This is a genomic window from Streptomyces sp. BoleA5, from assembly GCF_000373665.1.
Lineage (GTDB): Bacteria > Actinomycetota > Actinomycetes > Streptomycetales > Streptomycetaceae > Actinacidiphila.
In genome coordinates, this window is record NZ_KB892091.1 from 616920 (window position 1) to 631845 (window position 14926).

Annotated in this window: 13 protein-coding genes and 1 pseudogene; 7 read left to right on the forward strand and 7 right to left on the reverse strand. The window is 74.5% G+C overall.

Annotation, left to right across the window (positions count from 1 at the left end):
• Positions 1–4 precede the first annotated feature (4 nt).
• The 3 genes from B085_RS0106670 to B085_RS0106680 all read right to left on the reverse strand — a co-directional run bounded on the left by B085_RS0106670 (position 5) and on the right by B085_RS0106680 (position 3569).
• Positions 5–979, reverse strand: a complete 975-nt coding sequence (locus tag B085_RS0106670) for an alpha/beta fold hydrolase (protein ID WP_018557789.1) — start codon at positions 977–979, stop codon at positions 5–7.
• 387 nt (positions 980–1366) lie between these two features.
• Entirely contained in the window at positions 1367–2209 is an 843-nt protein-coding gene (locus B085_RS0106675; RefSeq protein ID WP_018557790.1) for a prephenate dehydratase, read from the reverse strand.
• A gap of 451 nt (positions 2210–2660) precedes the next feature.
• Complete coding sequence (locus B085_RS0106680; RefSeq protein WP_018557791.1) at positions 2661–3569, reverse strand: helix-turn-helix domain-containing protein; 909 nt, start codon at positions 3567–3569, stop codon at positions 2661–2663.
• A gap of 196 nt (positions 3570–3765) precedes the next feature.
• Between B085_RS0106680 and B085_RS0106685 the strand changes: the two genes are divergently transcribed.
• The 4 genes and pseudogenes from B085_RS0106685 to B085_RS41540 all read left to right on the forward strand — a co-directional run.
• Positions 3766–4701 carry an alpha/beta hydrolase gene (locus B085_RS0106685; RefSeq protein WP_018557792.1) on the forward strand — a complete coding sequence of 312 codons (936 nt, stop codon included), beginning with the start codon at positions 3766–3768 and terminating at the stop codon, positions 4699–4701.
• Positions 4702–4753: 52 nt separating this feature from the next.
• The gene (locus B085_RS0106690) at positions 4754–5416 is read left to right on the forward strand and encodes an MBL fold metallo-hydrolase (protein ID WP_018557793.1); all 663 of its coding nucleotides are present in this window, start codon (positions 4754–4756) and stop codon (positions 5414–5416) included.
• A gap of 323 nt (positions 5417–5739) precedes the next feature.
• Positions 5740–6000 carry a hypothetical protein gene (locus tag B085_RS50535; RefSeq protein ID WP_237497620.1) on the forward strand — a complete coding sequence of 87 codons (261 nt, stop codon included), beginning with the start codon at positions 5740–5742 and terminating at the stop codon, positions 5998–6000.
• Positions 6001–6236: 236 nt separating this feature from the next.
• Positions 6237–6785, forward strand: a pseudogene (locus B085_RS41540) (DUF1684 domain-containing protein); the annotation flags it as partial.
• A gap of 158 nt (positions 6786–6943) precedes the next feature.
• Here B085_RS41540 and B085_RS0106710 read toward each other — a convergent pair.
• Entirely contained in the window at positions 6944–8356 is a 1413-nt protein-coding gene (locus tag B085_RS0106710; RefSeq protein WP_018557798.1) for a CoA transferase, read from the reverse strand.
• 167 nt (positions 8357–8523) lie between these two features.
• Complete coding sequence (locus B085_RS0106715) at positions 8524–9036, reverse strand: DUF4863 family protein (protein ID WP_018557799.1); 513 nt, start codon at positions 9034–9036, stop codon at positions 8524–8526.
• Positions 9037–9401: 365 nt separating this feature from the next.
• Between B085_RS0106715 and B085_RS41545 the strand changes: the two genes are divergently transcribed.
• On the forward strand, positions 9402–10445 hold the full coding sequence (locus tag B085_RS41545) for a PP2C family protein-serine/threonine phosphatase (protein ID WP_018557800.1): 1044 nt from the start codon (positions 9402–9404) through the stop codon (positions 10443–10445).
• Positions 10446–10539: 94 nt separating this feature from the next.
• Here the strand turns inward: B085_RS41545 and B085_RS0106725 are convergent, their stop codons facing one another.
• Positions 10540–11208: a TetR/AcrR family transcriptional regulator gene (locus B085_RS0106725; RefSeq protein ID WP_018557801.1), complete on the reverse strand. Its 669-nt coding sequence runs from the start codon at positions 11206–11208 to the stop codon at positions 10540–10542.
• Between the two features lie 157 nt (positions 11209–11365).
• On the opposite strand from B085_RS0106725, the gene B085_RS0106730 reads away from it, so the two are divergent.
• Positions 11366–12244, forward strand: coding sequence for an alpha/beta fold hydrolase (locus B085_RS0106730; protein ID WP_018557802.1), 879 nt, complete (start codon positions 11366–11368; stop codon positions 12242–12244).
• Between the two features lie 51 nt (positions 12245–12295).
• Here the strand turns inward: B085_RS0106730 and B085_RS0106735 are convergent, their stop codons facing one another.
• The gene (locus B085_RS0106735) at positions 12296–13573 is read right to left on the reverse strand and encodes an FAD-dependent oxidoreductase (RefSeq protein ID WP_051101962.1); all 1278 of its coding nucleotides are present in this window, start codon (positions 13571–13573) and stop codon (positions 12296–12298) included.
• A 61-nt stretch (positions 13574–13634) separates the two neighbouring features.
• On the opposite strand from B085_RS0106735, the gene B085_RS0106740 reads away from it, so the two are divergent.
• The gene (locus tag B085_RS0106740; protein WP_018557804.1) at positions 13635–14858 is read left to right on the forward strand and encodes a cytochrome P450 family protein; all 1224 of its coding nucleotides are present in this window, start codon (positions 13635–13637) and stop codon (positions 14856–14858) included.
• Positions 14859–14926 lie beyond the last annotated feature (68 nt).

The following is a 14926-nucleotide window of genomic DNA, read 5'->3' on the forward strand; positions in this document are numbered from 1 at the left end:
CCCCTCAGGCGAAGCGGCGCCGCAGCCGGCGGGCGCCGAGAACGGCTCCCGCGCCGGCGATCAGCCCGCCCGCGGCCAGGCCGGCCAGAGCGCCGGCGTCGGACCCGCGCCCGCCGGAGCCGGTGTCCGCCAGCGCCGGGGACGACCCGGTGGCCGTGGCGGCCTGGAGGATCAGGTCGGCGACGGCGTCCGGCCGCGCGATCAGTGACACGTGACAGGTGTCGAGCTCCACGGTGTGGGAGTGGGCGCGCTTAGCCTGGAAGCGTTCCTGGTCGGGGTTGATGGTCATGTCCTGGCGGCCGACGAGGGCCCAGGACGGAATGGTCTTCCAGGCCGCGACCTTGGCCTTCTCCGAGAACGCGGTGGTGGCCGCGGGCCGCTGGGTGACGCCCAGCAGGTTCGCCTGGCTCGCCGGCAGGCAGGCGGCGAACACCGGGTGCACCTTGTCGCGCTTGAGGTAGAGGTCGGTACCGCTCACGCCGCCGCCCGCCCGGTACGGCACGGACCTGGTGGCGGTGCCGAGGGCACTCGGGAACCGCTCGCCCAGCGACATCCCGCTCTCACCGACGTCGGGCATCAGCGCCGAGACGTAGACCAGCGACTTCACGTGGGGGTTCCCGGCCGCGGCCGTACTGATCACCGCACCGCCGTAGGAGTGTCCGGCCAGGACGATGGGTCCCTTGACGCTCTTCAGCACAGAGGCGATGTACTCGGAGTCGCTGTACAGCCCGCGCAGCGGGTTGGCGGGGGCGATGACGGGGTAGCCGTGGGCCTCGAGCCGCTCGATCACCCCGTTCCAGCTGGAGGCGTCCGCGAACGCCCCGTGGATCAGGACCACCGTCGGCTTCGTCCCGGTCGTGTCCCCGTCGGCCGCGGCGGGGACCGCGGCGGACGCGCACAGGGCGAGGGCGCAGCCGGCCGCAGCGGCGTGGGCGCTACGTATGCGGCGCCGGGAGCGGGAAACGAGTGTTGCCGCCATGCCGTATCTCACTTTCCTCGGTGCTCTGGGCGGAGGCCCTACGGCACCTGAGTGTTCACGGCTCCCCGGCGACAGGCCCGGCCACGTGTGCCGACCGGGTCACACGCGTGGGCCGTCGGGGTGAAACCCGCCACGCGGCGGTGTGACGGCTGCGGCGCGCCCTCTGCGGCCGCGCGGGATGCGTCAGGGATACGCGGTCCGCTCCGGCGGACCGGCGGCCGCGCCGGAGCGGTGCGCTCGCGCACGACCGGGCGGGCGCAAGGCGCCCCGCTCAGTGCCCGCAAGCGCATCCAATGTGTCCGGCGACGTTCCCGCGGGACCATGACGCGGCGCCCCGCCCGGGTCCGTGCGATCGGCAGGGGCCTCGTCGGGGCGCCGGAAACGGCGTCAGCCGTGGTCCAGGGAGCGGTGCGGATGCGCCGCGTAGACGCCCATGATCCGCACCTCGGAGGAGAAGAAGCGCAGCTCCTCCAGGGCCAGCGCCACGCTGCTCTCCTGCGGGTGGCCCTCGATCTCGATGTAGAAGCGGCTGGCCTTCAGCCCCGCGCCCACCTGGTAGCTCTCGATCTTGGTGAGGTTCACCGCGTTGCTGGAGAAGCCGCCGAGCGCCTTGTAGAGCGCGCTCGGGATGTTGCGCACGGAGAAGAACAGGCTGGTCATCATCGGCGTGTCCGAGACCGGCGGGAACTCGGCGTCGCGGGCGAGGACGACGAAGCGGGTGGTGTTGTCCGAGGTGTCCTCGACGCCGCCGCGCAGCACCTCCAGCCCGTACAGCTCCGCGGCACCGGGCGGGGCGAGAGCCGCGTGCCGCGGGTCGCCGAGCTCGGCGATCTCGCGGGCGGCGCCGGCGGTGTCATCGCTGACCAGCGTCTGCCAGCCGCCCTCGCGGATGATCTTCCGGCACTGCCCCAGGGCGTGCACATGACTGCGGACGAAGGCGACGTCCTCCAGCGTGGCGCCGGGCACGGCCATCAGGTCGAAGCGGATCGGGAGGAAGTACTCCGCGATGATCGCGAGGTCCGACTCCGGCAGCAGGTGGTGGACGTCCGCGACGCGGCCGGCGGCGGAGTTGTCCACCGGGATCACGGCCAGGTCGGCGCTCTTCAGCGCCACCGCCTCCAGCGCCTGCTCGAAGGTCGTGCAGGGCAGCTCACGGCTGTCGGGGTACAGCCTGCGGGCGGCGGCGGCCGAGTTCGATCCGGGCTCTCCTTGGTAGGCGATGGTCACCATGTGCGCGTCGGTATCTCCGGATCGGTGGTCTGTGCGTGCGGCGGGGCCGTCCTTCGCATGCTACTGCGCGCGGCGCGCGGACCTCGTATCCGTCCGAGGGCCGGACGACCGCGGACGGATCGGGAGGCCCGGGGTCACCGGCGCCGGGGCGGGTGCCCCCACCGCCCGGGGGTTCCGCGTTCCGCGCCGGCCGGGCCGGCCGGCGCGGCGTTCACCACGGAAGCGGCGCGTCAGGTGGTGACGAACCGGTCGGCTCCGGTCGACCTCCACTGTGCGTGGCGCCGGGCGCGGATGGGAGTGCCCCGCTGCTCCTGGGGGCGCGGGGACCAGGCACCTCACCCGGGAGGACGCATCGCGGCGGCCGTGCCGTGCGTCGCCCGCCGATCCGCCCCGCCCGTGACGCCTCCTTGCGGCCCCGCGGCGGCGGTTCGGGTCCGCCGCCGTCGGGGTGTCAGGAGCCGGGCTCCGACGCCCTCCCGCCGCCTCGGGGTGCCCGGGCGCGGGCTTCGATCGCGTCCGGGCATCCCGCCGTCCACGAGGCCAGGATGCGCAGGGCGTCGTAGGACGGGGTACCGGGCTCCGCGGTCAGCACCATGAGGCGCTGCCCCGAGTCGTCGGGGCTGCTCCATGTGTCGCAGTCAAGCGTGAGGTCGCCGACCACCGGGTGCCGGTAGTGCTTGGTGCCGTACGCGGTGGCGATGACGCGGTGCTCCGCCCACCACGTACGGAAGTCGGCGTCCTGGCCCGACAACTCGTCCACGAGACGGGAGAGTTCTGGATCGCCGGATTCCGCGGCGGCCTGCATGCGCAGCGCGGCGACGGCGTCGCGGGCGTCGTGCTCCCACTGCCGGTGCATGCCGCGGACGGCCGGGTCCGTGAAGAGCAGATGCACATAGTTGCGGCCCTCCGGCGGGATCGCGGAGAAGTCCGTGTAGAGGGCCGCGGCGGCGTCGTTCCAGGCCAGGACGTCCATCCGCCGGCCGAGGACGAGGGCGGGCGTCGCCGTGAGCTGGTCCAGCAGGCGCCGCATCGCCGGACGTACGCGCTGCGGAGGAGGGCGTCGCGGATGCGCGTCGGCCTTGCCGGCCAGCTCGTACAGGTACCGCTGCTCGTCGTCGTCGAGGCGCAGCGCACGGGCCAGCGGGGCGAGGACCGATGCCGACGCCCGGACGCGGCCCTGCTCCAGCCGCGTGTAGTAGTCGACGCTGATCGCGGCGAGCTGGGCGACCTCCTCCCGGCGCAGGCCGGCGACCCTGCGCGCGGAACCGGTCGGCGGCAGACCGCATTCGTGCGGTGCGAGCTGTGCCCGGCGGGCCTTCAGGAAGGCTCCGAGTTCGCGAGGGCCGGATGCCGCAGTCATGTGCCCCATTCTCCCGCGAGCGCTCCCGGTTGTGAGGGGGCAGGTTTCTTCTCGGGCGGGAACCCGCCTCTTCCGCCTGCTCCGACCAGGGCGGATGGTCGGGAAGTGCCCGGCGCGGATCCGGGCGGCAGCGGGCCCGCCGAACGGGCGCGGCCCGACGGACAACGCACGCCGAACAACGAACACGGAGCATCCTGTGGCCAAGACGACCGTCACGTTCGACAGCGCCGGCATCCCGCTCGCCGGACACCTCTACGTCCCCGACACCGCCGGCGTTCCGGGTCCGCTGCCCGCGATCGTCGTCGGCCACCCCGGCACCGGCGTGAAGGAGCAGACCGCGGGTCACTACGCGCGGCGCCTGGCGGAGCGGGGCTTCGTCACGCTCGCCTTCGACGCGGCTCACCAGGGCGAGAGCGGCGGCGAGCCGCGCGGCCTGGAGGACCCGGCGCAGCGCGTCGAGGACCTCAAGGCCGCCGTCTCCTACCTGACCACCCGCGGCGACGTGGACCCCGAGCGCATCGGCGCCCTGGGCATCTGCGCCTCCGGCGGCTACGTCCTTCCCGCCGCGGCCGGCGACCGGCGGATCAAGGCCGTCGGCACCGTCAGCGCGGTCGACGTCTCCCGCCAGTTCCGCCTGGGGGCGGACGGGACGCAGGACGCCGCCGTGTTCCAGGGCATGCTGGAGGCCGCTGCCGCCGCCCGCACCGCTGAGGCCCGCGGCGAGACGCCGCCCGTCCTGACCCTGTTCCCCGACACCGCGGACCAGGCCCGGGCAATGGGCGGTGAACACGGCGTCGACGGCTTTGACTACTACCGCACCCCGCGGGCCCGGCACCCCCGGGCGGCCGACTTCTTCACCTGGTCCAGCGTCGACAGGATCGCGGCCTTCGACGCCTTCGCCGCCGTCCCGTTGATCGGCCCGCGTCCGCTGCTGATGGTCGTCGGCTCCCGCGCGGTCACCGCCTGGATGAGCGTCGACGCCTTCCAGCACGCCACCGGCCCCAAGGAGTTGCACTGGATCGAGGGCGCCGGTCACGTCGACCTCTACGACCAGGAGCGGTACGTCGACCCCGCCGTCGAGAAGCTCGCCGGCTTCTTCACCCGGAACCTGGGCCCGGTCGCGGTTGGCTGAACCGCGGCGCCGGACCGGGGCGGCCGGGGCCACACACCGGTAGGGTCCCGGCATGCGCGAACCCGCCACCGGCGTCTGGCACTGGCAGGCGCCGCACCCGGACTGGTCGCCCGACGACCGGTGGCCGCGGGAGGTGTCGTCGTCCGCGGTCGACGACGGCACCCGGCTGCTCCTCTTCGACCCGCTGTCCGTGCCGCCCGGACTCCTCGCGCTCGCCGCGGACCGGCGGCCGGTGGTGGTGCTCACCGCGCCCTGGCACGAGCGGGACACCAGGAGTCTGGTCGAGCGCCTCGGCGCGCCGGTGTTCACGCCCCCGCCGGACACCGCCGACGACCTCGTGCGGAAGTTCGGCGTCACCCGCGAACAGGCGGGCGCCGGCAGCCTCGACCTCACGTGGCTGCGCACCGGCGCCGGCGGCGCGGGCCGGCTGTACGCGGCGGGCGACCGGCTCCCGGTGGGGATCGATGCGTGCGCCGGGCGGGAGCACAACGACCTGGTGCTCTGGGACGGCCGGGTGCGGGCCGTGATCGCGGGCGACACCCTGGTCGACTTCGGCCGGGGCCTGCAGATCAACGACCGGCTGCGGGGCGGCATCACGCGCGAGCAGGTCGTCCGGCGCCTGCGGCCGCTGCTCGCCCTCCCCGTCGAGATCGTGCTCCCCGCCCACGGCGCACCGGCCGACCGGGAGGCGCTGGAGCGTGCGTTGTCGCCCTGACCTCACCGCGCGCTCCGCGAGCCGGTCGTCGGTGCCCTCGACCGTTCACGGAGGTCGAGGGGGGAACCCGCGCTCGGACGGGGAGCCGCACGCCCGTCAGCCGCTCGCTCGCCGTCCAGCCATTCGCCCTCGGCCGTGTCGTCCGCGCCGCGCGGCAGCGGAACCTGGACGGGGGTACCGGTGGTCAGGTCGCGTCCGGCGGGGCCGATGAACCGCCCGCTGCGGACGGCCGGGCTGGTCGCGGCGTACAGCGGGGGCCACGCGGCAGCCGGCCGCCTCCACGACACCGGGCTCGACCACCCCCAGGTGACACGCTTTGTGACCTGGTACTTCGTCGAACGCGGCGACGGCCGCGAGGTCCGGCCTTTCGTGGCCGCGTCCGTGGCCGACAAGTCGCCGCGATCGAGGACGCCCAGCGGCGCGGGACCGTCACCGACCGCATGGGCGCGGGAGGGCTGCTCGCCCTCGTCCTCGTGATCGCCACCATGCGGCGGCGCCACGGGGACGACATCCGATCCCTGGTCCCCACATCGGAGCGCAGGCGGGTCGTCGTGGAGTCGGTCCGGCAGCTCGCCACGGCCTGATCGCGGTGGGCGGCCCCCTCCGCTGAACGCCGGCCGTCGTACGGGGCAGGGCCGCTGACCTCCCCTCGGTCGTCGGCCCGACGCCACCGGCGCGAACGAAGGCCACGGCGCCACCCCCCGTCCGGAGCAATAGCCACGCCCTCAGGCCTGCGCGGCGATCACCCCCGGGGCAGCCTGGGAGGCGGAGCCCGCCCGGCCGCCCTCGCACGCCGACCGGGCGGGCCGCCACATCCGTGGGCGGCGGGAACGCCGGTTTCGGCGCCGCCGTCGTCGAGGTCGCCAAGCGCGGCGGCCACGACATCCTGCGGCCGCGCCACCCGGACAACCCGCTGCGCACGGGTTTCACCGGGACGCCCGCCTAAGCCCCCGATCCCCGCTGGGTCCGCGAGGGCCGGTTCGTGCCCTACGACGCCCCGCGTCCGGTGACCGTGGGCGCGGCGGTCGAGGGCCTGGAGCACGTCTACGACTCCCCCGGGCAGGTGGAGTTCGACATGGACGGCGCGACGTACCGCCTCACGGTCTTCAACGGCTCACGGCCGGGCGCCCTGATGGCACTGTTCACGGACGCGACGTCCGGGGTGACCACCTACGCGGCGAACCGCTCCCTGCAGATCGACCCGCCGGACGCCGGGGGCGGGGTGCGCCTGGACTTCAACCGCGCGGGCAACCTGCCCTGCGCGTACACCGACCTCGCCACCTGCCCCCTCCCGCCCGCCGGCAACCGGCTGCCGTTCGCCGTCGAGGCGGGCGAGAGGATCCCCCTGGAGCGGGGCGGGCAGGTCTGACGCCGGTCGTGATGCCGCCCCGGACGTTCCAGTCGCACGACGTGCACCAGACCACGAACCGGTCGTCGTCCGTCAGCCGCTGCCCGCACTGCGGGCACGGTCTTCCTCCGCCGGTCTCCATGCCGCCCCTCCCCTTGATCGTCCTCGGCCGGGGCATCCTAACGGCGGTCCCGGACCGGCCCGCACCACACCGCGGGGTCCGTGCCCCAGCGCCCCGGAGGGCGGCTCCAGTCCTGCGGGGCGCCGCGGTAGCCCAGTGGCGGCCGGGCGTGGACGAGGCGTCCGTACGCGGAGTCGGCGACGGTGAGCCGGCGCGCGGGGTCGTACTCCTCCCCGGAGCGGGTTCCGGTGCCCGCGTCGCCCGGGCCGACGCCGTGGATCAGCCAGGACGCCGTGCCCGCCAGCGACAGCCGCAGCAGCCGGCCGCCCCCGTGGCGGCGGGCGTCGGTCAGGGCGCGCAGGACCGCCGCGGCCAGCAGGTAGCCGGTGCCGTGGTCGAGGGCCTGGGCGGGCAGGACGCCCGGACGGCCGTCCGCTCCGGCCTCGATCGAGGCGATGCCGCAGCGCGCCTGGACCAGGCTGTCGAATCCGCGCCTCCCCGCCCAGGGTCCCGACCGCTCCCAGGCGCGGAGCTGGGCGACCACCAGTCCCGGCCGGCGCTCGCGCAGGGCCTCCGGCGCCAGGCCGAAGCGGTCCAGAGCGCCGGGACGGTAGCCGGTCACGACCACGTCGGCGGAGGCGAGGAGTTCCTCGAGAACCCTACGGCCGGGCCCGGACAGGTCGAGCCGCGCCGACCGTTTGCCGAATCCGGTGTCGGCGTGGGCCCACTCGTCCTCCGGCAGACGGGGGCTGTCCACCCGCAGTACGTCCGCGCCGAGCAGGGCCAGCGTGCGCGTGGCGACGGGTCCCGCGATCACCCGCGTCAGGTCGAGCACACGCACGCCCTCCGCGGGCAGCTCCGCCGGCAGCAGGGGGCGCACCGGGGTCTCGTCCGTCCGCTCGGTCTCCACGAGGGGCCGCGCGCCCGGGCCGGAGTCCCGTACGGCGACGGCCAGTCCGCCCGCCGCGTAGACGGTCTCCTCGACCTCCGCGGCCGTGCGCCCGGCCAGTTCGCGCGCCAGCCGCCGGGAGAGGGCGTCCGCGTCACCGGTGGCGCCGGCATCCCCGCCGCCGGGAATGCCGAGGGCGGCCGTCAACCGGGCACGGTGGTGCGGGTAGTTGGCGTGGGTGCGCACCCACCCGTCGGCGGTGCGCCAGAAGCCGGACAGGGGCGCGAAGGAGCTGCCGGCCCGGCCGTCGATCCGCAGGTGCCGCTCGCTGGTGAACGCGGTGGCCACGGCGCCCTCGTCCACCAGCACCGGGCGCGGCGGCCCCCCGGAGCGCAGCGCGAGCAGCTCGGCGGCGGCCAGCGAGCAGACCCCGACCGCGGCCCTGGCCATCCGGCGTACCGGCAGCCGTGCCGGCAGCACCCCGGCCACCTCCCGGTACGTCACGTTCTCCACCCACTCCGGGGCACCGCCGAGGGCGCTCCAGGCGTCGGCGGTCGGATCGTCGGCCGGATGCGACAGCACGTCATACCTCGCTCGGGGCAGGGAGGTTCAGCGGGCCGGCCGCCGCCGGTACAGCCCCTCCTGAACGACGGAGGCGACCAGGCGGCTGTCCCTGGTGAAGAACTGGCCCCGGGCCAGACCGCGGGAGGACGCGTACGCTCCGCCTCGGCGCCGGCGTGAGTGACGTCCTAGTCCACAGGCGGCGCGGTGACGTCGTACGAGATGCGCCCGGCGGGCAGGTAGAACAGCGCGATGAGGGCGCCGCCGCGGACCTCCGGGTAGTGGTGGCTGCCGGGGGCGGGGGCGGTCCAGCCCGGGCCCTGCCAGCCGCTGGGGCCGGCCAGCTGCGCGTCCGGGTCGACGGGGGCCACGAGGTTGATCTCGCCGTAGGGGTGGGCGTGGTACTGGCCCCGGAAGCGGGCCTGGCTGTTCATGTACACGGCGGTGATGCTGAAGTACCGCGTCTCCGCCGACGGCGGTGCGATGAGGCTGCGCCGGTAGTTCGGGCCGTCGACCTCGATGTTCGCGGCCCAGCCCTCCTCGACGCCGCGCTTGATCAGGCGCGAGAGGTGCCCGTACAGCTCGCTGTGCGGGCCGTGGGTGGTGTTCAGCCAGTCCTCCAGCTCCTTGCCCGGGGTCCGGTTCCTGACCGCGTCCAGGAACGGGATGCTGCGCTCCATGAGCTCTCGCTCGTGATCCATCGTCCGTCCTCCTGCCCGGGGTGGCGGTCGCACCCCGTCGGAGCCAGCGTGGCAGCGAGTTTCATTACAGTCAACACATGTAATGCAATCCACTCGACCGCAGGGAGCCCTACGTTCCGATTTCCGTTACAGTCCCTAGATGTAATGAAATGTTCACCTTCACCCCCTCAAGGCGCGGGTGGAGGGCCAGGCAGGAGGTCAGCCCGGTGCACACGTTCACACGGCGTGCGGAACGGCCCGCACCCGCCCCGATCGGCGCGGGAACACCTCAGGGCCACCCCGCCAGGGGCGGCCCGGCGCCCCGCAGCAGGCAGCGGTCCGGGTCCTGGCGGGCGTTGCGGCGGTCCGAGACGGGGGCCCCCGCCATGCTCGTGCTGATCATCACGGCGATCGGTTTCGTCGCGCCCTCCGACGTCCACCTGGCATCCCTGCTCATCGCCGCGCCCGCCCTGATGGCGGCGATCTCGACGGCGCGCGCCACCTGCGCGGTGGCCGCACTGTCGGTGGCGGCCGCGGTGATCTGCGACGTCCACGACGGCCTGCTCCGCTCGCCCGTCCTCCCGACGCACATCGCCGCCCTGATGGTGGTCTCCGCCTTCCTCGTCGCCTTCTGCAGCACCCGCGACCGCAACCGCCGCGAGGCGAGCCAGTTGCGGGCGGTCTCCGCGGCGGCGCAGCAGGTCGTCCTGCGACCCCTCCCCCGCCGGATCGAGGACCTGAGGGTCGCCGCGGCGTACCGGGCGGCGGAAAGAATGGCCGAGGTCGGCGGCGACCTGTACGCCGCGGCGCGGACGCCGTACGGCGTCCGGCTGCTCATCGGCGACGTCAAGGGCAAGGGCCTGCAGGCCCTGGACGACACGGCGGCGCTGCTCGGCGCCTTCCGCGAGGCGGCGCACCAGCACCGCACCCTGCCCGGCCTGGCCGCGGCGCTCGAGGGCAGCGTGCGCCGGCACGTGGCCGAGGCGTCCGCGACCGACGCCCACGCACCGGAGCGGTTCGTCACCGCGCTCCTGGTGGAGTTCCCGCACTGCGGGGGGCTGGCGCGGACGGTCAGCTGCGGGCACCCCCTACCGCTCCTGCTGCGGGACGGCCGCATCACCTCGCTCACCTGCCCGGCGCCGGCGCCGCCCCTCGGACTGGCCGGTCTCGACCCGGCCGAGTTCCAGGAGGACAGCTTCGCGCTCGCCCCGAACGACCTGCTGCTGCTCTACACCGACGGACTCGCCGAGGCCCGGGACCGCTCGGGCGCCTTCTATTCGGTGGCCGACCGCGCGATCCCCCGGGACGCGTCCGCGTGCGACCCGGATTCGCTGCTCGAGGAGGTCCTGGCGGACCTGCTGCGCCACACGGAAGGACGGCTCAACGACGACGTGGCGCTGGTGGCCGTGCAGTGCCCGCCCGCCGCCTGACACACGGCGACGGCGACGTCGCTCAGGACGCCGGAGGATACAAATACTGCCCGTAACACGAACCGCTGTGGCCCACCCACGCCCCGCGGCCCCGTCAGCCGGCGTCCCCCGGATGCGCGGCGATGGCGGGCCAGAGGATACCGACGACGCGGTCCGCCACGTCCGCACCGGAACCGCCGGTGCGCAGGTAGTCGGCGAAGTAGCTGCCGAAGCAGAGCGTCACGACGGTGTCGACGTCGACGTCCTCCCGGACCTCGCCCCGGTCGCGGAGCCGCAGCAGGATTTGCGTCAGCTCACCGCACCGGGGGCGCACGCCGTGCTCGCGCAGTTGCTCCAGCAGGCCGGGGGCGCGTTCGACCTCCGCCATGAAGTTGCCGTGCAGGGCCATCGCGCCCCTGTTGTGGTAGCGCGGGTCGAGGCGGCGCACCGCCTCCCGGAACGCCTCGACCGCGGGCAGCGTGTCCATGTCGACGTCCGGGTACGCCTCGCGCTGGGCACGGAAGCCGTACGCGAGGGCGTCGACGACCAGGTCGTACTTGTTGGCCCACCGCCGGTACAGCGTGGGGCGGGTGACCCCGGCGTCGGCGACGATGTCCCCGATGGTCATCTGCGAGTAGCCGTCGGCGACCAGGCGCTTGCGGGTCGCCCGGATGATGGCCTCCTCGATGGCCGGGTCCCGCGGCCGGCCCCCGGCCCGCGAGCCGGCGCCTCGGCCGGTCTCCTTGCCGTGCCCGGCGATCCCGGCGCGGTCCTCGCCGCTCATCCGCGTCCTCCCTGTACGGCCGTTACATTACATAAGCGTAATGTAACGGCCCCGCGGGAGGCATGTCAGCGCCGGAGGGTGCCGAGCGGGGAGGGCGAGGCTATCGTACCGACTGGACGGTATGAGCCGATCCCCCGCGAGCCCCAAGGAGCCCCGCATGCCGCGCGCGAAATCCAACGGAATCGAGCTCGAGTACGACACCTTCGGCAGCCCCGGCGATCCGGCGCTGCTGCTCGTCATGGGCCTCGGTGCGCAGATGACCCTGTGGCGGCCGGAGTTCTGCGCCGCGCTCGCGGACCGCGGCTTCTTCGTCGTGCGCTACGACAACCGGGACGCGGGGCTGTCGACCGGTCTCGACGAGCACCCCGTCCCGGACATCGGCGCCGTCCTGTCCGGCGACCACTCCGGCGTCCCGTACCTGCTGGCCGACATGGCCGACGACGCCGTCGGTCTGCTGGACGCGCTGGACATCCGCGCCGCGCACGTCGTCGGCGCCTCGATGGGCGGCATGATCGCCCAGCAGCTGGTGATCGACCACCCCGACCGCGTGCTGTCGCTGTGCTCGGTCATGTCCACCACCGGCGACCGGTCGGTCGGCCGCGCCTCGGCGGCGGCCATCGCGGCGATGCCCGGCTCGAACGGCGTCCCCCTGACGCGCGAGGCCGTCATCGACGAGGCGGTGCGCCGGGCCGCGGTGATCGGCTCCCCCGCCTACCCCCCGGCTCCCGAGGAGCTGCGCGAGCGCGTGACCGCGGCCTACGACCGCGCGTACCGGCCGGAGGGCTACGTGCGCCAGTACGCCGCGATCCTGGCCTCCCCCGACCGCACGCCGGGCCTGCGGTCGGTGACGGTGCCGACGGTGGTCGTGCACGGCGAGGAGGACCCCCTGGTCGACCACAGCGGCGGCCGGGCCACGGCGGCCGCGGTCCCCGGCAGCGAGCTGCTGCTGATCCCGGGCATGGGCCACGACCTGCCGGAGCAGGTGTGGCCGGCGGTCGTGGACGCGATCGCCCGCAACGCGGCCAGGGGCATCTGAGCCCGCACGCCCTCGCCGGACCCGGCTCCTCCCGCGGGATGGGGCCGGGTCCTACCGCACGGAGGCCGCGGGCGGGCGCTCGCGCAGGGCGCCGTAGGCGATGAAGTACGCGGGCAGGCGCTTCAGCCAGGGCGTGGAGTTGAGAAGGCCGGCGAGCCGCCCGGCGCGGTCGGCGTCGCCGAGGGGGGAGGTTCCGGCCAGCACAGGGGCGATGAAGCGGCGGTGGGCCAGGCGCTGCAGTGCCTGGGTGGCGGCCGCGGTCGGCCACCGGCGGAGCTGCACGGCGCGCACGTCCCGCAGCCCGACGCTGCCGCGGCGCAGCGGCTCCTCGAGAAGGCGGGCGGTCGCGACGGCGTCCTCGACCGCCAGGTTGATGCCGATCCCGAACACGGGCGACATCGCGTGGGCGGCGTCGCCGATGCACAGCAGACCCGGACGGTGCCAGCGCTCCAGCCGGTCGCAGCGTACGTCGAGGAGCTTGACCTCGTCCCAGGAGCGCACCGCGCGCACGCGGTCGCCCAGCCAGGGCACGGCGGCCGAGAACGCGGCGAGGAAGCGGTCGAGGCCAGCGGCCCGGCGGTCGGGGTCGCTGCCCTTGGGGATCAGCGCGGCGCACTGCCAGTACTCCCCGCGGTCGATCATCGCGGTGAGGAAGCGGTCGCCCACCCCGGCCACCAGCCCCTGCGGGTCGCCCGGGTGCCGCGGCACCCGGAACCACCACGCGTCCATCGGGCAGCCGAACTCCCGCAGGCCGAGTTCCGGCCGCGAGCGCGCCAGTGAGCCCCGGCCGTCGCAGGCCACGGTCAGAGTGGCCCGCAGTTCGCCGTCGCGGCCGTCCGCGGTGCGGTAGCGCACACCCGTGATCCGGCCGCGTTCCTCGATGAAGGAGGTCGCCTCGGTGCCCATGCGCAGCGTGAACGCCGGCTCGCGTCCCGCCTCCTCCGCCAGGAGGTCGAGCAGGTCCCACTGCGGCACCATCGCCACGTAGTTGTACGGGCCGCTCAGCGTGCCGACGTCCGAGACGGTGACCAGGGACCGCCCGGGGCCGATCGGCAACTGGACCGTGGTGAGGCGGCGCTGCGGCAGCGCGGCGAAGCGCTCGGCCAGGCCCAACTCGTCCAGCAGGGCGAGGGTCGAGGGGTGCACGGTGTCGCCGCGGAAGTCGCGCAGGAAGTCGCCGTGCCTCTCCAGGACGGTGACCTCCACGCCTGCCCTGGCCAGCAGCAGGGCGAGCACCATGCCCGCCGGGCCGCCGCCCACCACACAGCACGTCGTGCGCTCCGTCACCCCGCCGTCCACCGCCGTCCCCGACTCAACATAACCGGACATATTACCCTTGAACGGTGCACATTGATGCCGTCATGAAGTGCCACGCACTCCCGGAGGCCTGATGAGCCAGCAGCCGGTCACCCTGCCCTTCACCGATCCGGCGTTCGTCGCCGATCCCTTCCCCCTCTACCGGGAGCTACGCCAGGAGGGCCCGGTCCGCCGCGCGGTCGTCCAGGGCGAACTCGAGGCCTGGCTGGTCACCCGGTACGAGGACGGCCTGGCGGCCCTCACCGACCCGCGGCTGAGCAGCGACGTCCGCGACGCCGCGGACCCGCGGCTCATGCAGCGGCTGCCGACCACCGAGCGCGAGTCGATGATCCGCACGATGCTGCGCGCCGACCCGCCCGACCACACCCGGCTGCGCCGGCTGGTCTCCAAGGCGTTCACCGCCCGGCGCGTGGCCGAACTGGAGCCCCGCGTCCAGGCCATCGCGGACGAACTCCTCGACGCGATCGTCCCGGCCGGGCGCGCCGACCTCGTCGAGGACTTCGCGGTGCCGCTGCCCGTGACGGTCATCAGCGAACTGCTCGGCGTGCCCGTCTCCGACCGCTTCGACTTCCAGCGGTGGACCGACGACATGGTCCTCCAGGGGCCCCAGCCGCCGGACCCCGCCAAGATCGAGGCGGCCTGGCAGCAGATGCACGGCTACCTCACCGCGCTGCTGGACGCCAAGCGGGCGCACCCCGGGGACGACCTGCTGAGCGCCCTGATCGCCACCCACGACGACGAGCAGCGGCTCGACCGGCACGAGCTGATCTCGATGGCCTTCCTGCTCCTGGTCGCCGGGTACATCACCACCGTCAACCTCATCGGGAACGGCATCGCCGCGCTGCTCACCCACCCCGAGCAGCTGCACATGCTGCGCGAGGACCCGGAGCTGCTGCCCGGCGCGATCGAGGAGTTCCTGCGCTACGACGGACCGGTCAACCCGGGCATCGCACGCTTCGCCCGCGAGGACCTGACCATCGCGGGGGTGGCGATCCCGCGCGGGGCGACCGTGCTGGTCGCGTCCGCCATCGCCGACCGCGACCCGGCGCGGTTCGCCGACCCGGACCGCCTCGACGTCACACGGTCGGACAACGCCCACCTCGCCTTCGGCCACGGCATCCACTACTGCCTGGGCGCGCCGCTCGCCCGGCTGGAGGGCAGGATCGCCATCGGCACCGCCCTGCGCCGCCTGCCCGGCCTCGCGCTCGCCGTGCCGCAGGAGGAGCTGCGCTGGCGGCCGCGCGTGCTGCGCGGCCCCTCACGGCTGCCCGTCACCTTCGGTTCCGCACAGGGATAGGACGGGGCGCCGGGGCACCCGGACACGCGGACCGCCGGGCGAGCACGCGAGAGGCTCGCCCGGCGGAG